The sequence below is a fragment of the Streptomyces sp. NPDC000134 genome (genome assembly GCF_042899225.1).
Lineage (GTDB): Bacteria > Actinomycetota > Actinomycetes > Streptomycetales > Streptomycetaceae > Streptomyces.
In genome coordinates, this window is sequence record NZ_JBIAZN010000023.1 from 21,060 (window position 1) to 40,462 (window position 19,403).

Below are 19,403 nucleotides of genomic sequence, written 5' to 3' on the forward strand. Positions count from 1 at the left end.
GCAGTGCCGCTCTCGGGGCGGACGGGAGCCCTATGCCGCGCGGCCGGCCCCGCGCCAGGTCAGATCGAGCAGCCGGTGGGCCTCGGCCGCCGGGTCGGGGTGGTGCTCCGTGGCCAGGGCGATGCCCGTCACCAGTGTGACCAGGTCGGCGGCGGTCGCGTCCCCTGCCACCGCGCCCGCCCTGCCGGCGCGCTCTACCAGCGGCTCGAGGGCCCCGACGAGTTTCGCCGCGCAGGACTGCACGTCCTCCGGCTCGGTGAGCCGGTCCTGGGCCAGCGCGTCGGCCATGCCACGCGCCGAGGCGGCGTAATCGGTGAGCGCGGCCAGCCAGTCGCGCAGCGCCGCCTCGGGGTCGGCGGCGTCGGTCAGCGCGGCCGCGCGGGCGGTCAGCGCCTCGATGCGCTCGGCGAACACGGCCTGCAGCAGGGCGCGTCTGCCGGGGAAGTGCCGGCGCACCGTCGCCGAGCCGACACCTGCGACGCGGGCGATCCGCTCCAGGGAGGCATCGGCACCGTGGGCGGCGACTTCCTGTTCGGCCACGGCAAGAATCCGCGCGTAGTTGCGCCGTGCATCGGCGCGCTGCTGGTCGGCCACGGGTCCTCTTCTCCGGTTGCTAAGTGGCGGGGCCCTCCGTATCGTACCCGGCAGCTAAGTGGCGGGCCCCGCCGTTTAGTTGTGACCCTGCTCTGGAGGACTTCCATGCCCACATCTCCCGCACCCGTCCTGGTCACCGGCGCTACCGGTCGCCAGGGCGGTGCCACCGCCCGTGCTCTGCTCAGGTCGGGGGTGCCCGTCCGGGCCCTGGTCCGCGACGCGTCGAGCGAGCGGGCGAGAGCCGTCGAGGCGCTCGGCGCCGAGCTGGTCACCGGGGATCTGTACGACCCCGCCTCGCTGACCCGGGCCGCCGAAGGGGCTCGCGCCGTCTTCTCCGTCCAGATGCCCGACATCGGCGGACGCGGCTTCGAAGGCGAGGTCGCGCAGGCGGAGCACCTCATCCGCAGCGCCCGCGCGGCGGGAGTGCCCCAGTTCGTCCATACGTCGGTCTCCGGCGCCGGGCGGCACGCCCACCTCATCGAAGGCCGGTGGGCGGCCATGGAGCCGTACTACACGGCGAAGGCCGCCATCCAGGACCGGGTGCGCGCGGCGGGCTTCACGTCCTGGACGATCCTCAAGCCGTCCTACCTCATGGAGAACCTGCTGCCCTCGGAGCACATCGTCTTCCCGCGCGGTGTTGAGGGCGGTCTGGTGACGCTGCTGAAACCCGCTACGGTGCTCGCCCTGGTCGCCGTCGACGACATCGGCGCGGCGGCCGCGGCGGCGATCGCCGAGCCGGAGCGGTTCCACGGGGTCGAACTGGAGCTGGCGAGCGACCGGGTGACCATGACGGAGATCGCCGCGGCCCTCTCCCGTCGCCTGGGCGCGGAGCTGACGGCGCCCGATATGACGGAGGAGGAGGCGGTGGCCGCCGGTATGCCGGCGATGGGGTTCGGTCAGTCCCAGCTCAACGAGTTCCCCCAGCCCGCCCGTCCGGAGTTCGCGCGGGAACTGGGCATTCCGCTCACCTCCTTCGCCTCGTGGGTACGGGACCGCGTGCCGGCCGCGACCTGACACCATGCGGCGTCTGTGCCCTGTTCTCGTCCCACCAGCGGCCCGGCGTCCGCGTCAGGGCAGTCTGACCTCTCCCTGGTTGAGGACACGGGGGTGGAAATATGTCGCCTGGATCTCGGCGTTGGTGTTGTTACCGCGCAGATGCTCGGACCACATCATGAACCATGCCCACTGATTCTGGCTGTCCAGCAGCGCGGCGTTCGGCATTTTGCCGATTTCCGCGATGGCCATGGGCTTCGTGCCCGCGATGTTCCGTATCTGCTGGTAGTCGGCGGAACTGGGGTAGTTTTTGTACCAGACATCCAGAGAGACGACGTCCACGTACTGGTTTCCGGGATAGTAGTTGCTCCAGCCGCCGGCCGGGTTGTCCTGTACGTTCCACACCCAGATCAGATTGTCCAACCCTTTTCCGGAGAGATAGTCACGGGTGATCTGGTAGAGGCGCGCGCTGCCGGTCGATCCGGGTCGGTTTCCCCACCAGTTCCACGATTCATTCATCTCGTGCAACGGGCGGAAGAGGACGGGGACGCCGGCGTTCTTCAGTTGCTGGAGGTAGGGGACCACCTCGTCGAGGCGTCGTTTCCAGGCGTTGTTCAGGGCGCTGCCCTCGGTGAGGATCTGCGAGAACTGCGCGTTCGAGATGTTCGACTTCACACCACCCTCGAACGCGCAGGTGCTGCTCCCGGTCGGGGGACAGACGTGCCAGGTGAGGGAGACCAGTGAGCCGTTGGCCCACTCGGTCTTCGCCTGGTCGATCACACGCTGGCGGTTCGCCACGTCCGCGGCGCTGAACATCAGGTCGCCGCCCCACAAACCGGGATATTGCCCGGTCACGTCCTTGACCTGCTGCGTGTACTGTCCGGGTGCGGAAGCGGGCTCCTTGTTGTGCTGGCCGGAGACGATCTGGTTCCCGGATACCGAGCGAAGGTAGTTCAACACGGTCTGCTTGGGAGTAGGGGGGAATGCCTGCGCGGATTCCGTAGCAGTCCCTACGGAGATCGATACGGCAACCGCTGTGGCGGCCACGGCCCAGACGACGCGCGTCCGAATGCTTCTCATGGACATCCCGGCTCTCGTGATGGAACGGAATACGTGACGCTATGACGGTGGTGCCGTCATCGGCGTCGGTCAATGGTTCGGATGGCATCCCGCGGGGCGTCCAGCGATTTTTTACTCAACCCTCCCTAAACTCCGCCGAAAAGCTACCCACTTGTCCTGCCTTCGGCGCGAGAAGGGGTAATGGTTCGCCCTGCTGCCACCACCCAGCCCTTGTCCGCCGCTCACCGCGGCGGCGAGCGCTGCCGTGCCCGAGCGCTGAAGGGACCGATGGGCGGCCTCCAGCGCGTCGGCAGAGCCACCGCCCGCACCCGCCGGGAGACGTAGGACCGGTGGGGCGGTGTCGGTGGCCCGGCCGGAGGGAGGGCGGTCAAGCGGTGCGGCGGTCGATCTCGCTCTGCACTTCTCCGATGGCCGTAAGAGCCCCCGTGATCGCGATGCCTTGCTGGCGTGAAAGGTCCAGCACGCGCTCCAAGGGAACCTTTCTGCCGGTGACCTTCCGGCGGAAGTCGTCGGGCAGCGCGGCCTTCCTGTAGGCGTCGAGGTGGGCGACGACGGCGCCGAACGGCAGGAAGGGGAAGCGCCGCTCGGCCTGCTTGATACGGCTGAGCAGCTCGTTGAGTGTGCCGAGATCGGTCCTCTGCGCGGCGGTGCCGGCCAGCTTGTCGAGCACGACGATGGTCTCGTTGAGGAGTTCGTAGTCGGCTTGGTAGCGCTTTGCTTCCTTGGCGCGCTGGTTCTTGCGCACCTGGTCGATGGAGAAGCAGGTCGTGACGGCCAGGGTGATCAGGCCGACGACCGCTGCCCACGTCCACGAGCTGCTGAAGGTGTCCTGAGCAGTGTCGCTGCTCAGCATCAGGTGGGTGCTGGGGCACGACGTGGCGTCTGTCAGCCGAGGAGCTGAGCAGTGCATCATCGGGTTTTCCTTGTGGTGTCTGGAGGGCTTGCCGAGGCGGTTTCTGCGGGGTCGTGCCGGGCCGGTGAGCGTCTCAGGGGCCGCTGTTGCTGGCCCAGGGGAGTTCGGAGTCCTGGCTCGGGTGGACGGCGGACCGCGGGGTCGTCGGCACGGTGTCACGCTGTGCCACGACCGGGACCGGGGCGGCCGGGGCGGTGGGGTCCGCGGAAGGTGGTTCGTCCTCGGACCGTGGTGTCTCCAGGGGGCCGTCCACCAGACCGGCGGCCTTGGCGAGCCGCCGCTGCCGCTGCCCGTTGCGGGGCGTGGGGACGGTGTCGTAGTCGTAGACGATGATCACGTCCAGGTGGAAGGGCCGCCGGACGTGACGGCGCAGGCATGCCTCCAGGGCCGGGTGCCATGCGGGGGACCGCAGGACGGCCCCCGTCCGGCGGTCGGCCACGAACACCGGGACGTCGAGTTGGGCACCCTGCTGGCGCGCCTGCAGAACGGTGACGGCCCGCAGCGCGCGGACCTGCTGACGGCTGAGCGTCCCGGTGCGGTTGGCCAGCAGTTCCGCCCAGGCCTCCCGCACATGGTCGTTGAGCCGCGGACAGTCCGGGCAGGCGGCCCGGCCCAGGACGACGTCGGACAGCCTTATCCGGAACGTGGCGGCGCACTGCAGGCACTCGACCGTCCACGGCGTCTCGAAGCGGCGGTAGCGCTCCCGGGCTCCCAGGCCGGCCCTGCGCAGCAGACGCTGGGCGGTCTTCTGCGTGACCTCGCCGCGCGTGTTCCCCGCGATGACCGCTTCGACGTCCTTGACGTTCAGGGAAGCGTCGGTGTCCTGGCGGGCCTGGGCGTCGTGCTTCCGAGCCCGGACCCATGCCTCGGCCCAGACCGTACGCTCGCGGGGCGGCACTTCGCAGGCGATGAGGAAAGCCTCCAGGCACCCGAGGGAGGCAGGGGGCTGCTGGCCGGCGCAGATCCGGTAGGCGGTGCTGCGTGACAGTTCGGCTCCCGCGGCCCGAGCCCGGTTCTGCAGGATCTGGAACGAGGGAGCCCCGTTCACCTGCCGTAGTTCCTCCAGCGCGCGGCAGAGGCCCGGGAAGTCCTTGATGCGGCCGGGCTGCGGTGCCGGAGTCTCGCTCTTGTGGCCGCCGCCCTTGGTCCCGCGATACGCCGCGATCCACATCCGGGTGATCTCATCGGCGTCCAGCCCGCACGCACGCGCGAAAGCCTGTGCGGTCTCCAGCTTGGGAAGAGTGGTGCCCGAGGCGGCCCGCTGTAGAGTTCCTGGGCTGTGGAAACGCGTCCGCTCCGCGAGTTCCGCGTAGGAGAGGCCGACGTGGCGGCGGCCGTTGCGCAGGGCGACAGCGAGTCGGCCGAGTGGGCTCAAAGGGTCAGGGATCTGCTTTTCTGGACGTCCCATGGATTTCGTGTTCCTTACTGCGGCAGGAGACCTGCCGCCTCGGCCCGGCCCACCCTCGGCCGGGCCCTCACTGGTCTTGGCTCCAACTTGCCTTGTCCGCCCGGGAGTTGGCGCTTCCGGACAGGCGGGAGGCATCCTGCCACCCGATCGGACCGCCTCGCAGGAAGTAGCGGCGGTTGCTTCACGGTCGTCTCAGCGGCAAAAATGGCGGCATTCGGGTGGGACAACCTGAATGAACCGCCTGGCCTGCAAATCCACCCTCAGCGGAGCAGAGGTGTTGGCCCGTGCCCGCGGTTTAACTAACTTCTGCTCCGCACTGGTTGCCGCACCGCCCGGCCGAAGCCGAAAATCGCCCTGCCGCCGCCGAGTGGGTGGCGGTGCCCTGGTTCTTTGGCTCCAACCATGACCGATCAGGGAATATGAGCCCGACGCGTTGGCGCGCGAGACGGCAAACGGAAGAGTCGGCCCGCTTCAGAGCCGACTCTTCCGCTTTTCATGCGTCATTCGACTGAACACGTCTCATTTGTGATCGCACCTTGAGTGCGACTGGATACCCGTCCGAGGCGCGGCCGTCAGCTCAGCAGCGCGAGCAGCCGGCCGAGTGCTTCTACGACGGGTCTGCCCACCTCGCCCACGGTCGCCGCGATCTGGGCGACGGATGCGAGGATCATGCCGCGCTCGCGCAGGGCGGCCCGGTCGGGAGTCAGCGCGGGCAGCGCGTCGTCCACGGTCCGGGCCTGTTCGGGGGTGAGTTGCGGGCGCAGGCTGTTGAGGAGGCGGGTGAGGTCCGTCACGGCGGCCCGGAGTTCGGCGTCCTGTGCGGTGCCGTCGTTGTGGACGACGAAGCCGTGGTTGATGCCGATGACGTTCTCGCCGTCGTTCACGTTGACGACGTCTCCGTAGTAGTTCGACGTGTCGCTCATAGTTTGATCCCCGTGTTCCCCCTGCCGCCGTTCATGTTGACGACGGAGCCGAAGTTGTTCGTGGTGTTGTGCTGCTCCAGGACGGCGGTGAACTCGTATTCCGGGTGGTCGATCGCGTACACGATCTGCCCGCCGACGGCCCGCAGTTCATTCATGGCCGGAAGGGTCAGGACCACCCTGGAACCGCTGTTCAGCTCGACGACCAGCACCGGCTTCCTCGACCAGAGCAGGACCGTGCACACAATGGCGGCCAGGGTCAACAAGGTCAGGAAGGCCGGGGCGGAGCCGCTGCCCCCGCCCGTGGAGTCGAGCCGGGCGGAGACCAGGAAGGCGATCGCCGCCAGCAGCAGGAAGTAGAGGCCGGCCTTGCCCCAGGCGAGTTTCGGTCTGAACACTTCGACCCAGCTGATGTTGCGCAACGGGACCGCCGCCGGCCCCACCCACAGGATCTGCCGCTCGACCTTGAGTTGCAGCGGCTTTCCGGTGCGGGGAGGCAGCGGCATCGGCGGTATCCGAGGAGACGGCTGAGCCCGGGACCGGGGCGGAAGCTGCGGCGGGGGACCGGGAGGAGGTACGCCTTTGCCGCCTGTGTGTTCCATGGTTCGTCCCCCGCACTGTCGTCACAACCACCCGCGCGGTGCGTGGCGCGGGAGCATCAGTAAGCCGGTGTGGCGCCGTGGGGCGGCAGACGAGATACGGCCAATCTGCCTTGCTTCCGTACTGGCCGTGTCCCGCACGTCGTGGTCGTCACCTCGGCCGGCTCGGTGTTGCCGTCGCGCGTGATGCTGCCGGAACCTCGGTGTGCCCCTCAGCCGCCTTCCACGGTACGCCGGTCCAGCGCCGTATGGTCGATCTTGCCGTTCGGCAGTCGGGGCAGGGCGGGCAGCGTGACGAGCCGGGTGGGCAGGGCGCGGGCGTCCTCGGGGGCGCAGGAGTGCACCGTGCACCAGACCGTGCACTCCGTGGGCCCGCACTCGTTGTACAGCCGCGTCCCCGGCAGCGCGGCGCCGTGCGCCTCGGCCAGTGCGGGTGGACACACCTCGCCCGCGACGACGACCGTCGTCAGCGAGGAGAGCCGGGGAGCGAGGCCGCCGCGGAAGGGGAACCCCAGGGCATGGTCACGGCTGAGGGGCGGCCGGTGGCGGGGTCGGTTCGGTAGGCGATGTCGTACTCACGGGCGAAGCGGTTGGCCTCGGCCACGGAGCCGGTGAGGGCGCGCAGGTGGAAGGCGTAGGCGGCGGACTCCATCTGTTCCCGGGTCAGATACAGCCGCCAGCGGTTGCCGGACCGGTCGAAGAGAGCGGTGCGTACCCGCTCGGCGAGACCCTCGGCCGGCGGCACGCTCCAGGCCGGTCCCGGGTTCACGTACAGCCGCAGGGCGTCCATCTGCGCCGGACGCAGCTCCACGGCCTGTTCGCCGGCGGGGGGCGAGGTGTGCGGGGCGGGCGCGGGGCTCGCCTGGTGGTAGGCCAGGACGTCGTGGCCGTGCCCGGTCAGGCGGGCGGCCCACACCACTGCCCGCCCCTCACGGGCGGACAGTTCCGCGCGGACCTCGCGGTCCGCGAGTTCGGCCAGACCCTCGCCCACCAGGTCCTGCACGGACCGCTTCCCTCGGGACGTCACGGCATCACCGTCAGTGTCCAGCGCCCAGCCGTACCGTGAGCCGGTCTCCCGCTCACGCAGACTGCGCAGAGCCTCCAGCCGTGTCTGCCGCGCGCTCATCATCACCCTCACTCGCCGGACGTCACACACGACGGTAGAGGGTTCATGCCGCCGAGCGGACACGAAGCGGAAGATGGGACGGCCGGCCGGTGCCGGCGCGCCGGCGTATCCCGGGTGAGGCGCGGGGCCCGGACGGGCCGGACCCCGCGCAAGAGGGTGCTCACGATCCCTCGTACCTCGTGCTTACGGTTCGTCGAGCACCGTTCCCGTCAGCACCGGCGCGTCGGGCAGCGGCTCGGCGTCGTCGTCGGTCAGCGCGAGGCGCATCGACTCGGCCGGCTCGGCCACCTGGTCCCGTACGGTCGGCACGACGAAGTCCGCGCCGGTGTCTCCGGGCGGGATGTGCAGCCACACCCACAGGCTCGCGCCGGACAGTGGCCGCTCGGGGTCGGGCATGTCACCGGACCCGTCCATGAGCCACTGCGGGTCCACGTCCCTGGTGGACAGCTCGGCGCCCTCGGCGACCGGAAGCACCCGCACCGGCTGCCAGAGGTTCACCGCCGTGGGCGCATCCACGGACAGCCGCCAGGTCAGCGTCCCTCCCTCGGTCACCCGGTCCGTGACCGGCGACAGGGTGAACACCGGTTCGGGGTCGTCGTCCTCGACGGTGAGCCCACCGCGGTGCTTGCCGACGACGGCGTCGCGGACGGCCTTGACGGCGATGTCGTACGCCGTGCCGTAACCGTAGACCGTGTCGCCCTTCACCTCGACGGGCACGTCGATCACGTCGCTGCCGGGCCGCACGGTCACGAGGCGGTTCTCGGCCCGGCCGCTGTCCGGGTCGAGGACGTACACGCGGACCTGCCCGCTGCCGTGCCCGGAGATCTTGACCGGGACCCGGTAGGTGCGTGTGCCCGAGTCGCCCTCCTTGACGATCGTGCGGCCGACGTCGACACGCGGCAGTGCGGCCGCCTTCACCGCCGGAGTGCCGGGTGCCCAGCCCCAGGCGTCCATCAGCCAGACCCGCCCGGACCGCGAACGAGGCGTCAGCTCAAGGGACCTGACATGCCTGAGATCGAGCCCGGCCCGGGTCGCGGCCGACAGCGGGAGGCGCAGCTCCTGAGCCCAGTAGGAGGCGGTGTTCGCGGAACCCGGGAGTCCGTCCACCCGGACCGAGCCCAGTGTCACCCTGCGGTGGGAGGAGTCGGTGACGGACACGTCGAACTTCGTGCCGGTGGTGTTCGGCGGTACGAAGACCCGGAGCGCGAGGCTCCGGGAGGCGCGCAGCGAGAGCGGCTCGGCCGGGGTGATGCGTGCGGCAGTGCCCGGCGCGGACCACTTCAGGTCCACCGCGCTGCGGCCCGTCTCCTGTTCCGTCTCCCACCACGCGAAGTGCGGTGACGACCCGGGGACCTGCGGGTCCAGACAGGCCACTGCCGGGTCGGGGTCGATCGCCGAACACAGCCGGGCGCCGGTCACCTTGGCCCCGCCGTCCGGCAGGAAACCACCGCCGCGGCGCCCGCCGACCGCGTGGGTCAGCACCCGGGCCGGGTCCGCGGACGGGGCCCGCTTGCCGGAACCGTCGAGCAGCGGACGTACCCGATCGTCGCCGGCGAGGAAGAGCCGGGCCGCGGCGGCGATGTACGTGGCGCCCGCCTTGTGCTGCTGGGCGGCGGTCAGCCGGGTCGCGGCACCCGGCGTGCACACCGGGTCCGGCTGGTCCGGGTCGGTCCCGAAATCGTCCGCGGCCGGTGCGACGGCCTCACCCGGAGTCCACTCGCTGTTGAAGTAGTTGTGGTTGGCGCCGACCATGTAGAGCGCGCTGTGCAGGGCCGTGCCCCGGCTGATCCCGCGCGTTCCGTCGACGTAGTTCTCGCCCTGGAGGTCCGACACATCGCCGTCGCAGCCCGGCAGCAGCGTCACGGACGGAACGTCGGCGACCGGGTTCTGGCCGAAGACCGTCGGCCCGATGAGCACGGTCCCGCGTATCTTCCAGCGCACCGGGCTCCGGTGGCCGTCCTCGGCGGCCGGCGGCGGGTAGAGGCTGTCCATGGCGGCCCGGTTGACGCCCTCGCCACCGCGTGAGTGGCCGACGAGCAGGACACGGGAGAGGTCCGCTCGCGCCGCCTTGCGTACGACGGCCGGGGCGGCGGAGCGGTGGGCGCTCCAGTCGGCCCAGCGGGCGAGGTGCTCGCGTACCAGCGTGGAACGCGCCTGCGCGCCGGCGTCCTCGGCCTCCCAGTCCTGGGCGTTGATGCCGTTCGCCGAGATCGACACCGTCACATAGCCCTGCGAGGCCAGCAGTAGCTGGTCGCGCAGGTAGCCCAGGTGACTCGGGATCGGCCGGTAGCCGTCCGCACAGGGCCAGTCGCCGGTCACGTCGTCCTCGGAGCCGGGCTTGTAGCAGGTGCCGTGGCGGCCGTGCAGGAACAGCGCGAGCGGCCGGCTGCCGGTGGCACCCTTCGGCGCCACCACCTCGGCGGTCATCTCCACCGGAGTGCCGAACCCGGGCAGGCGCACCGGGTCGAGGTCGTACTTCCCGGTGACCGTGCGGTACGAGCCGGGTAGGCCCGGATCGACGCCGTTCGCCGGCGCCCGCGTGGGCATCCGTGCCACGTGCGAGCCGGACCCGGGCGAGTCGTCGGCCGGCGCGTCCAGTCGGCGCCCCGCAGCGGTCACTTGCAGGTCGTTCAGTTGTGCGGGCGGCGTCCCGCCGAGGGCGAGCCGGAAGGTCTTCCCGTCCCTCGTCGGCTTCGGCGCCCCGAGCAGCCGGTCCCCGGCGCGGAACTCGACTCGCGCATCCCCCATGGGCACGGCTTCCGGCGTACGCCAGACCAGCTCACGCGCACCGCCCTCCCCGTCGATCCGCCACCCCGGCGGAAGCGGATCGGCGTCCGCGGTGCTCGACGGAAGCGGCGGGTACGGCTGTTCGGCCTGTGCCGGTCCGGGCGAGCCCGCCAGGGCCGCCAGCACCGCCACGGCGGTCACACATATTCGGGCACGGATCAATGGTCCTCTCCTCAAACCACCGTGCGCAGACGTCCCGTCGGTCTCGGGCGCCCCTCGCGTCACGTAGGACGGGGGAAGGGCGGCTGTGGGTTGTCCGTGAGGAGGCGCCGGCAGCGGACGAGAGACGCGATCGAGCCCGACGTCCGATCGCGCTGCGGCACGTCGTCGCGGAACACGCCGATTTCCAGGCCCCGGCGCTTCATCACTGGCCCGACAGGCAACCGCGCCGGCTTTCGAGACGTCTGACGAAGACGAGCGTGACCGGGTCTCTTCCCGATCGACGCGCCTGAGCGGAACAGCAGTACGCGACAGTCAGGAACCCGGCGTCCGGGAGGAACGTTGAACATGCAGGTGAATGTGGAATGGGTCGATACGCGCGAGAGGCTGCCTCGGCCCGGGGAACCCGTCGCGGCGGCGATGTTCGGCACCTGGCCGCACGACTTCCATGACCGTTCCGTCGCAGGCGAGGACTACTGGCTGGTCAGACCCATGGTCTTCCACGGCCTGTACATCCCCATGACCTTCCAGCACCAGTCCGAGGACGACAGCCACTACCACGACTGTTTCGTGGACTCCGACGGCATCATCCGCTACCCCCCGGGAGGACCGAGTCAGGACCACGTCACCCACTGGGCGGCGCTGCCGTTCCTGCCGGGGCTGACGGTGCGTGTGGCAGGCGGCCCGGAAGCGGGCGCAGCCCTCCGACGAGTTCGCGAAGCCACTGGTGGGAGCCGGCCGGGTTGAGCATCCGCCTGCGCGAGGCGACCGGTGCGCCGCGGTCCTCGGTGCCGGCCGCCAGATGGGCGTAGGCGGCCGCCGGTCGCCCGATCCGCGAACCAGGACGGCCCGGCGTACTGCCGCGCGGCTGCCTCGGCCGGCGCCGGGGACGGTGGTCGACGAATACCGACCCCACCGCAAGCCCTCGTGTCCTGCCGTGGCGGGACCGTCCGTTTTCGGCCCTCTCCGACGCGCCGGGAGGCAAGGAGCGGACAGGGGGTAGGCGGGTAGGTATGGATGGCACACGACATCGACAGGATGATCAGAACTCACAGGAAGCCCGTGCCCGAGGAACGATGCGGATGTGGCGGTGGGCCAGGTGGGCAGCGCTTGTTCTCGCGGTCAGTTGGGCGGTGAACTGGGTCGTCAATCTCGTCCAGGGCGACCAGGGCCAGGACTTGTGGTGGCCCCTGCTCAGTACCGTCATCTGGGCCGCGCTGACCGCGTACGGCTTCAGGACCTACCGCCGGATCAGGACGACGGTCCTGCCGGGCATCACCGGCCGTCCGACTGCCTGACCCCCTCGGCCGTGACCTGCGGATGTTCCGCGAGGTGACGGGCCGAGCCGTCACCTCGCGGGGCGGACGTCAGTTCCAGGTGTAGGCGTCGAAGTTGCGGCTGAACTCCCACTTGTTGAAGCGGTCCCAGTTGATCGACCAGGTCATCAGGCCGCGCAGGGACGACCAGGTTCCGTGGGTCTGGTAGGAGCCGCAGTTCTGCTTCTTGGTGAGGCAGTCCAGGGCCTTGTTCACCTCGGCGGGGCTGGTGTGACCGTTGCCCGCCTGGGTGGAGGCGGGGAGGCCGATGGCCACCTGGTAGGGGCGGAGGCCCGGGAAGAAGCGCTCGGCGTTGCCGGCGACCGGGAAGCCGGTGAGCAGCATGTCGGTCATGGCGATGTGGAAGTCGGCGCTGCCCATCGAGTGGTACTGGTTGTCCAGGCCCATGATGGAGCCGGAGTTGTAGTCCTGGACGTGCAGCAGGGTGAGGTCGTCGCGCAGCGCGTGGATGACCGGCAGGTAGGCGCCGGCGCGCGGGTCCTGGCCGCCCCAGGGACCGGAGCCGTAGAACTGGTAGCCGAGCTGGACGAAGAAGGTCTCCGGGGCCATCGTCAGGACGAACTTCGAGCCGTACTTCGCCTTGAGGGTCTTGACCGCCTGGATGAGGTTGACGACGACCGGAGTGGTGGGGTTGCGGAAGTCGGTGTCGCCGGTCTGGAGCGAGAGCGAGTGGCCCTCGAAGTCGATGTCGAGGCCGTCGAGCCCGTACTCGTCGATGATCTTCGAGACGGAGGAGACGAAGGTGTCGCGGGCGGCCGGGGTGGCGAGCTGGACCTGCCCGTTCTGGCCGCCGATGGAGATGAGGACCTTCTTGCCGGCGGCCTGCTTGGCCTTGATGGCGGCCTTGAACTCGGCGGGTGACTCGACGCCGGGGCACTCGGTGGCCGGGCAGAGATTGAAGCGGATGTCGCCCGAGGTCACCGAGGTCGGCTCGCCGAAGGCGAGGTTGATGACGTCCCAGGAGTCGGGTACGTCGGCCATGCGGGTGTAGCCGGAGCCGTTGGCGAAGCTGGCGTGGAGGTAGCCGACGAGGGCACGGGCGGGTAGCCCGCCGCCTTCCCCGCCGCCTCCGGAGGCCGTGGTGGCGGTGACGGCCGCGGACTTCGCGGACTCGCCCGCGCTGTTGACCGCCGAGACCTGGAAAGAGTACGCGGTGCTCGGGCTGAGACCGGTGGCGGTGTACGAGGTGCCGGTCGCGGTGCCGATCGGACTCCCGCCCCGGTAGATCTTGTACGAGGTGGCTCCCGCGACGGCGGGCCAGCTCAGCGGCACCGAGGTGGCGGTCGGGGTGCCGGCGGTGAGGCCCGTCGGGGCGGCGGGGATCTGGACCGGGTCGCCGCCGGGTCCCAGGAGGGAGAGGTCGTCGGCCTGGTAGGCGGGGGTGCCGTACCAGCCGTGGGTGTAGATCGTGACCGAGGTGGTGTTCGCGCCGGTGGTGAAGGTCTTGGCGAGCTTTTGCCAGTTCGGGGCGGACTGGGTCCAGTCGTACGCGTCGGTGGTGCCGGTGCCGGTGACGCCGAGGTACACGTAGCTGCCGCGGACCCAGCCGCTCAGCGCGTAGGTTGAGTTCGGCTTCACGGTGACGGTCTGGGAGCACTTGGCGTTGTCGCTGCCGGCCGGCGTGGCCTGCAGCGCCTTCGTGCCGCTGCGCACGGGGGTGGTGACGGCGGCACCGCTGCCCGCCGTACAGCTCCACCCGTCCAGGCCGGCCTCGAAGCCGCCGTTGCGGGCAAGCTCGGAGTCGGCGGCCTGGGCGGCCGGAGCGAGCGCGGTGAGCCCGCCGACGGCGAGCGCGCCCACCAGCAGCAGGGTGAGAGGTCTGGCGCGGTCCACGACTGCCTCCGGGAGTTGGGGGATCGGAGTGGAGCGCGCCACAGCATGGTCCAGACCAATCAAGTGGTCAAGACCTCTGTACGGGACCCGACGAGTCGGCCGGCCGTTCCAGCGGGTCCGCCGGCACCCCTTGCGGAAGGCGGGGACCGGGGGGAATCAGCGGTCGCGGTGCGCTGCCAGGAGCTTCTGGATCTGCTCCAGGGACTTCTTGTCGAGGCCCCGGCCTTCGCCGGTGAGGGCGTCGACGCGGGTGGCGGTCCGAAGGTCGTAGGCGCGTTCCTCGTCCTCGCCCGGCACGGCGGCGTAGTCCTCCTTCTCGGCGAATCCGACCGTCCTGTCGACGGCCTTCGCGATGAGCCAGGTGAGAACGAAGGAGAAGGCGGCGACGGCGAGGATGGCGACGATCTGCTTCCCCAGCAGGGAAAGTCCGCCGCCGTAGAAGAGCCCTTCCTTGCCGCTGACGTCGCGGGCGGCGAAAAGACCGACCATCAGCAGTCCGACGAACCCGCCCGCTCCGTGGACGCCGACCACGTCGAGCGTGTCGTCCACGCCGAGGCGGTACTTGAGGGTGATTGCCCAGGCGCAGAACGCGCCGGTCACCAGGCCGGTGATGAGCGCGCCGGTGGGGTCGATCTCGCCGCAGGCGGGGGTGATGGCGACCATGCCCGCGACCGCGGAGGAGCCGACGCCCATCATGGTGACCTTCCGGGTCCGCGCGTACTCCACCAGCGGCCAGGTGACCATCGCGCCCGCCGCCGCGAGCTGGGTGTTGAGGAAGGCGGTGGCGGCGGTGCCGGTGTCACGGAGCGCCGAGCCGGCGTTGAAGGCCAGCCAGCCGAACCACAGGAGCGCCACGCCGATCATGACCAGCGGGATGTTGCTCGGGCGGGGTTCCTTGCGGCGGAAGTCGGCGGGCCCGCGGATGACCAGGGCGGCGGCGAGCCCGGCGATGCCGGAATTGAGTTCCACGGGCAGGCCGCCGGCGAAGTCCAGGGCGCCCAGGTGGGCCGAGATCCACCCGTGCTCCGTGTCGAAGACCCAGTGTGCGATGGGCACGTACACGATCAGCAGCCAGAGCACGGAGAACACCAGCCAGCCCCGCATGGAGGCCCGGCCGGCGATGGAGCCGCTGATGAGCGCCACCGTGACGATGGCGAAACCCATCTGGAAGGTGGCGTAGATGTACGTGGGGAAGGAGTCCGTGAGGGTTTCCGGCCCGATGCCGCGCAGGAAGGCGTGGTCCAGGTTCCCGATGAGACCCGCTCCGCCGACGTCGGGGCCGAAGGCGAGGCTGTAGCCGATCAGGTACCAGGCGATGGTGACGAAGCACAGCGAGGCGAAGCTCATCTTGAGCATGACGAGGATGTGCCGGGTGCGCACCATGCCGCCGTAGAAGAAGGCCAGGGCGGGCGTCATCAGCAGCACCATGGCAGATGCGGCCAGCATCCAGGCGGTGTCGCCCGAGTCGTACGCCGACGGCACGGCGACGGCGAGAGTGTCGGTCATGAGCGTGGTCTCCTCAGCACTCGGCGGGGCAGCCGTCACGGTTTGCGCAGGTCGGGGGCCGGGTGGCCGGTGAGCAGCCGTCGGGCGGCGTCCCAGCCGGCCCGGACGGCCTCGGCGATCCGGGGCTGTTCCCGGCCGAGAATCCGGGTCCAGGCGCCGCAGTCGCCCGGCAGCACGCTCGCGCCGTGGAGTACCGGCAGGCCGTTCATGGACCGGTGGAGGGCGTCGGCGATGTCCGCGGCGGGGCGTGCGGAGCTGATGACGTACAGCGTCGCGACGTGGTCGTGTCCGGCGAAGACCCCGGGGCCGGTCACCCCGCCCGGCTGTCCGGGCCGCAGCCGCAGGGTGTCCACGGCGAGCGGCGTGCCGTCGGGGCGGCGCACTTCCAGGTCGTTGGTCAGCACCGTGTAGTCGTGGCGTTCGCCGCGTGCCAGGCGCCCGGCCGTGATGGTCTCCGCGTAGACCACGGTGGCGTCCGCGTGCACCGTCAGTTCGACGCTCTGGTGGAAGCGGGCACCGCGGAAGGGGATGACGGGGTCGGGCACGTATTCGACGTAGGCGCCCTCCTCGGCGGTGAGGTGGACGCGTTGTGTCGCGTAGTCGTCCTCCATCCGGTAGACCTTGGTGGCCGCCTGGGTGGTGAAGAGGGCCTGGGTGCCCGGGGCGCACCGCAGGTCCTGGCGGTAGCGGTCGGCCTGGGCGATGCCTCCCCCGGTGGCCATCACGTAGGTGAACGCCATGCCGGGCATCGCCGGGTCCACGTAGAGGGGGCGCATGATCTGCAGCGGCGACTTCTGGTACCGGGCGACCAGCTCGGTCCGTTCCCCGCGCAGTGCGTACGCCAGGTCGAGGACGCCGACCTTGGCGGGCGAGCCCGGCCCCAGTGTCCTGGGCGCCGAGGAGTACGCGGCCGTCTCCGGCGGGAGGCGGACCGGTTCGTAGTGTTCCGGCGCGAGCCGGTCGTCGGTCGCCGTCATGTCAGGCCAGGACCCGGTGCCCGGCTTCGAGGAAGGCGGCGACCTCGTCGACGCCCTGGCCGGTCAGGCAGTCGGTGAGGATGACCGGTCCGTCACCGCGCACCCGGTGGGCGTCGGCCTCCATGACGGCGAGGTCGGTCCGTACGTAGGGGGCGATGTCCACCTTGTTGATGACCAGCAGGTCGGAGTCGGTGATGCCTGGGCCTCGCTTGCGCGGCATCTTCTCCCCCTCGGCGGTGTCCAGCACGAAGACGAAGAGGTCGACCAGGGCCGGGCTGAAGGTGAGGGTGAGGTTGTCGCCGCCGCTCTCGTAGAGGAGGACGTCGACATCGGGGTGGCGTTCGAGCATCTCGGCGCCGGCCGCCAGGTTCATGGTGGGATCGTCGCGGACGGCGGTGTGGGGACAGGCCCCGGTTTCGACGCCCACGACGCGGTCGCCGTCGAGGACGCCTCGGAGGGTGCGGCGTACGTGCTGGGCGTCCTCCTGGGTGTAGATGTCGTTGGTGATCACGGCGGGCCGCCTGCCCTGTTCGATCAGGACGGGAACCAGTGCCTCGATCAGGGCGGTCTTGCCCGAGCCGACGGGGCCTCCGATGCCGACGCGCAGCACGTTGTCTCGCATGGTGGGGTGGTACTTCCTCTCCGGGAGCGGCCGCCGGGGTGACGGCGGCCGGTTCAGGTGGCGAACAGGCGGGCTTCGGCCCGCTCGTGGCGTGCGGACATGACGTCCGCGGCGAAGGTGGTGGCCCCGAGGTCGGCGAGTTCGCGGTCGAGCGCGGCCCGCGTGGTCTCCACGACCACGGGGGCCGCCTCGCGCAGCAGGGTCTGGGCGCGCCGGTGGTCGGTCAGCCGCAGCCGCAGCGCGGCGCCGGCGAAGCTCGCGCAGAAGGCGAACAGGTCGGAGGCGACGGCCTGGCGGGCCGGCACCCCCGTCGCCGCGTACACGACGCCGGCGGCGACGGCCTGGGTGCCGGGGACGCGGCGGTCGGTCACTGCCCGGTGCTGGCGGATGATGCCGGGGGTGCCGAACACCTCGGCCGCCAGGTCGAGCAGTTGCCTGCCGGTGCGGGTGGCGGCCTGGCGCAGTTCGCGGTTGAGCTTGGTGGCGTGCAGCCGGATGTCGACCGCGGCCACCGTCTCCCAGTCCTCCGCCGTGGCCGCCCGGTGGGCGAGGGCGAGCGCGGTGGCGTCCGCGGGGCCCACGCCGTGGCGGAGGAGGTCGTGGAGCAGCGTGGGCAGGGTGGCGGGGTCCACCGCCCGCGCCTGCGCGTAGCCCTCCAGACCGTGGGACAGGGTGTAGAAGCCGCTGGGGAACGCCGAATCGGTCAGTTGCAGACTGACCAGCAGGTGATCCAGGTCCGCCGCCCGCTCGCCGTCGTCGGTCCCCGTCACGTCCTCCGCCGCTGCCGCCGTTCCGCAGGCGGCTGTCTCCTCGCGGTACATGTCTCAGGCCAGGAAGTAGAGCTGGTTGAGCGGCAGCTTCTGAGCGGGGTCGATCGTGACGACGTCGCCGTCGACGGTGACCTGGTACGTCTCCGGGTCGACGGTGATGTCCGGGACCACGTCGTTGCGGACCATGCTGTGCTTGCCGATGGTGCGGGTCTTGCGGACCGGCAGGACGTCGCGCTCCAGGCCCAGCTTCTGCGGGACGCCGGCCGCGATGCCGGCCTGGGACATGAAGGTGACGTGGGTCGCCTGCATGGCCCGCCCGTAGTGGCCGAACGAGGGCCGGTAGTAGACCGGTTGCGGGGTCGGCAGGGAGGCGTTGGGATCGCCCATCTGCGCCCACGAGACGATGCCGCCCTTGATCACCATCTTCGGTTTGGCCCCGAAGGAGTGCATCGGCCAGAGCACGATGTCGGCCAGCTTGCCCGCCTCCAGGGTGCCGACGTGGTCGGCGATGCCGCTGGCGATCGCGGGGTTGACGGTGACCTTGGCGAGGAAGCGCAGGACGCGGTGGTTGTCGTTGCGGTCGGAGTCCTCCGGCAGCGGGCCGAACGCTTCCTTGCAGACGTGGGCGATCTGGAACGCCCGGGTGAAGGACTCGCCGATGCGGCCCATGGCCTGGGAGTCGGAGGAGATCATGCTGATGATGCCGCGGTCGTGCAGCACCGTCTCCGCGGCGATGGTCTCGGCCCGCACCCGGCTGTCGGCGAAGGCGACGTCCTCGGGGATGTCGTGGCTGAGGTGGTGACAGACCATCACCATGTCCAGCAGCTCGTCCACGGAGTTCTTGGTGTACGGCAGCGTGGGGTTGGTGGAGGAGGGGAGGACGTTCGCCTCGCCGGTCACCCGCAGGATGTCGGGGGCGTGGCCGCCGCCCGCGCCCTCGCTGTGGAAGGTGTGGATGGTGCGGCCGTCGATCGCGGAACGGGTGTCTTCGAAGAAGCCGCCCTCGTTGAGGGTGTCGGTGTGGATGGCGACCTGGACGTCGTGCCGGTCGGCCACCGCCAGCGCGGTGTCGATGACGGCGGGGGTGGAACCCCAGTCCTCGTGCACCTTCAGCGCGGCCGCGCCGGCCTCGATCTGCTCGTCCAGGACGCCGGGCAGGCTGGCGTTGCCCTTGCCCATGATGCCGAGGTTGACCGGCAGGTCCTCGGCGGCCTGCAGAATCCGGGCGAGGTTGTAGGGGCCCGGGGTGCAGGTGGTGCCGTTGGAGCCGTCGGTGGGGCCGGTGCCGCCGCCGAACAGGGTGGTGATGCCGTTGCTGAGCGCCTGCTCGCACTGCTGCGGGGAGATCAGGTGGACGTGCGAGTCCATCGCCCCGGCGGTCGCGATCAGGTGCTCCCCGGCGATGACCTCGGTGCAGGCGCCGATGACGAGGCGGGGGTCGACGGCGTCCTGCGTCTGCGGGTTGCCGGCCTTGCCGATGCCGGCGATGAACCCGTCCTTGACGCCGATGTCGCACTTGACCACACCGAGCACCGGGTCCAGGACGACCACGTTGGTGATCACGAGGTCGAGGGCGCCCTGCGCGGCGGTGGCCTGCGGGTCCGACGCCATGCCGTCACGCATGGTCTTGCCGCCGCCGTAGACCACCTCGTCGCCGTAGGACCCCGCGCGGAAGTCCTTCTCGACCTCGATGACGAGGTTGGTGTCGGCGAGGCGGACGCGGTCGCCGACGGTGGGCCCGAACAGGTCGGAGTACTGCTTGCGAGTGATGACCGGCAT

General features: G+C 70.6%; 18 protein-coding genes. 3 read left to right on the plus strand and 15 right to left on the minus strand.

The window, feature by feature from the left end; genetic code table 11:
- Window positions 1-30 precede the first annotated feature (30 nt).
- The gene (locus ACFY32_RS28370; RefSeq protein ID WP_390675661.1) at window positions 31-594 is read right to left on the minus strand and encodes a TetR/AcrR family transcriptional regulator; all 564 of its coding nucleotides are present in this window, start codon (window positions 592-594) and stop codon (window positions 31-33) included.
- A gap of 105 nt (window positions 595-699) precedes the next feature.
- Here ACFY32_RS28370 and ACFY32_RS28375 point away from each other — a divergent pair, with 105 nt between their 5' ends.
- Window positions 700-1,608, plus strand: coding sequence for an NmrA/HSCARG family protein (locus ACFY32_RS28375; protein WP_390675662.1), 909 nt, complete (start codon window positions 700-702; stop codon window positions 1,606-1,608).
- Window positions 1,609-1,662: 54 nt separating this feature from the next.
- Here ACFY32_RS28375 and ACFY32_RS28380 read toward each other — a convergent pair whose 3' ends face one another.
- The 8 genes from ACFY32_RS28380 to ACFY32_RS28415 all read right to left on the minus strand — a co-directional run bounded on the left by ACFY32_RS28380 (window position 1,663) and on the right by ACFY32_RS28415 (window position 10,582).
- A complete protein-coding gene (locus tag ACFY32_RS28380; RefSeq protein ID WP_390675663.1) occupies window positions 1,663-2,634 on the minus strand; it encodes a glycosyl hydrolase in 972 nt (323 codons plus the stop codon).
- Between the two features lie 400 nt (window positions 2,635-3,034).
- On the minus strand, window positions 3,035-3,520 hold the full coding sequence (locus ACFY32_RS28385) for a hypothetical protein (RefSeq protein WP_390675664.1): 486 nt from the start codon (window positions 3,518-3,520) through the stop codon (window positions 3,035-3,037).
- Window positions 3,521-3,653: 133 nt separating this feature from the next.
- A complete protein-coding gene (locus ACFY32_RS28390) occupies window positions 3,654-4,955 on the minus strand; it encodes a helix-turn-helix domain-containing protein (protein ID WP_390675665.1) in 1,302 nt (433 codons plus the stop codon).
- A 605-nt stretch (window positions 4,956-5,560) separates the two neighbouring features.
- Complete coding sequence (locus ACFY32_RS28395) at window positions 5,561-5,911, minus strand: hypothetical protein (RefSeq protein ID WP_390675667.1); 351 nt, start codon at window positions 5,909-5,911, stop codon at window positions 5,561-5,563.
- A complete protein-coding gene (locus ACFY32_RS28400) occupies window positions 5,908-6,414 on the minus strand; it encodes a DUF6232 family protein (protein WP_390675668.1) in 507 nt (168 codons plus the stop codon). Before ACFY32_RS28400 ends, ACFY32_RS28395 begins: the two co-directional genes overlap by 4 nt.
- A 305-nt stretch (window positions 6,415-6,719) precedes the next feature.
- Window positions 6,720-6,950 carry a hypothetical protein gene (locus ACFY32_RS28405; RefSeq protein ID WP_390675670.1) on the minus strand — a complete coding sequence of 77 codons (231 nt, stop codon included), beginning with the start codon at window positions 6,948-6,950 and terminating at the stop codon, window positions 6,720-6,722.
- A gap of 23 nt (window positions 6,951-6,973) precedes the next feature.
- Window positions 6,974-7,534, minus strand: a complete 561-nt coding sequence (locus tag ACFY32_RS28410; RefSeq protein WP_390675671.1) for a DUF6417 family protein — start codon at window positions 7,532-7,534, stop codon at window positions 6,974-6,976.
- Window positions 7,535-7,816: 282 nt separating this feature from the next.
- Window positions 7,817-10,582: a hypothetical protein gene (locus ACFY32_RS28415; protein WP_390675673.1), complete on the minus strand. Its 2,766-nt coding sequence runs from the start codon at window positions 10,580-10,582 to the stop codon at window positions 7,817-7,819.
- 345 nt (window positions 10,583-10,927) lie between these two features.
- Between ACFY32_RS28415 and ACFY32_RS28420 the strand changes: the two genes are divergently transcribed.
- Both ACFY32_RS28420 and ACFY32_RS28425 read left to right on the plus strand, forming a co-directional pair.
- Window positions 10,928-11,326: an AQJ64_40280 family protein gene (locus ACFY32_RS28420; RefSeq protein WP_390675674.1), complete on the plus strand. Its 399-nt coding sequence runs from the start codon at window positions 10,928-10,930 to the stop codon at window positions 11,324-11,326.
- A gap of 386 nt (window positions 11,327-11,712) precedes the next feature.
- Entirely contained in the window at window positions 11,713-11,877 is a 165-nt protein-coding gene (locus tag ACFY32_RS28425) for a hypothetical protein (protein WP_390675675.1), read from the plus strand.
- A gap of 69 nt (window positions 11,878-11,946) precedes the next feature.
- Here the strand turns inward: ACFY32_RS28425 and ACFY32_RS28430 are convergent, their stop codons facing one another.
- The 6 genes from ACFY32_RS28430 to ureC form a co-directional block, all read right to left on the minus strand.
- The gene (locus ACFY32_RS28430; protein WP_390675676.1) at window positions 11,947-13,749 is read right to left on the minus strand and encodes a chitinase; all 1,803 of its coding nucleotides are present in this window, start codon (window positions 13,747-13,749) and stop codon (window positions 11,947-11,949) included.
- A gap of 156 nt (window positions 13,750-13,905) precedes the next feature.
- Window positions 13,906-15,255 (minus strand): ammonium transporter, encoded by a 1,350-nt coding sequence (locus ACFY32_RS28435; RefSeq protein ID WP_390675678.1) that lies wholly within the window; start codon window positions 15,253-15,255, stop codon window positions 13,906-13,908.
- A 35-nt stretch (window positions 15,256-15,290) separates the two neighbouring features.
- Window positions 15,291-16,232, minus strand: a complete 942-nt coding sequence (locus ACFY32_RS28440) for an urease accessory protein UreD (protein ID WP_390675679.1) — start codon at window positions 16,230-16,232, stop codon at window positions 15,291-15,293.
- Between the two features lies 1 nt (window position 16,233).
- Complete coding sequence (ureG, locus tag ACFY32_RS28445; protein ID WP_390675681.1) at window positions 16,234-16,854, minus strand: urease accessory protein UreG; 621 nt, start codon at window positions 16,852-16,854, stop codon at window positions 16,234-16,236.
- Between the two features lie 53 nt (window positions 16,855-16,907).
- Window positions 16,908-17,675: an urease accessory protein UreF gene (locus ACFY32_RS28450; protein WP_390675683.1), complete on the minus strand. Its 768-nt coding sequence runs from the start codon at window positions 17,673-17,675 to the stop codon at window positions 16,908-16,910.
- A 3-nt stretch (window positions 17,676-17,678) separates the two neighbouring features.
- Window positions 17,679-19,403, minus strand: coding sequence for an urease subunit alpha (gene ureC / locus ACFY32_RS28455; protein ID WP_390675684.1), 1,725 nt, complete (start codon window positions 19,401-19,403; stop codon window positions 17,679-17,681).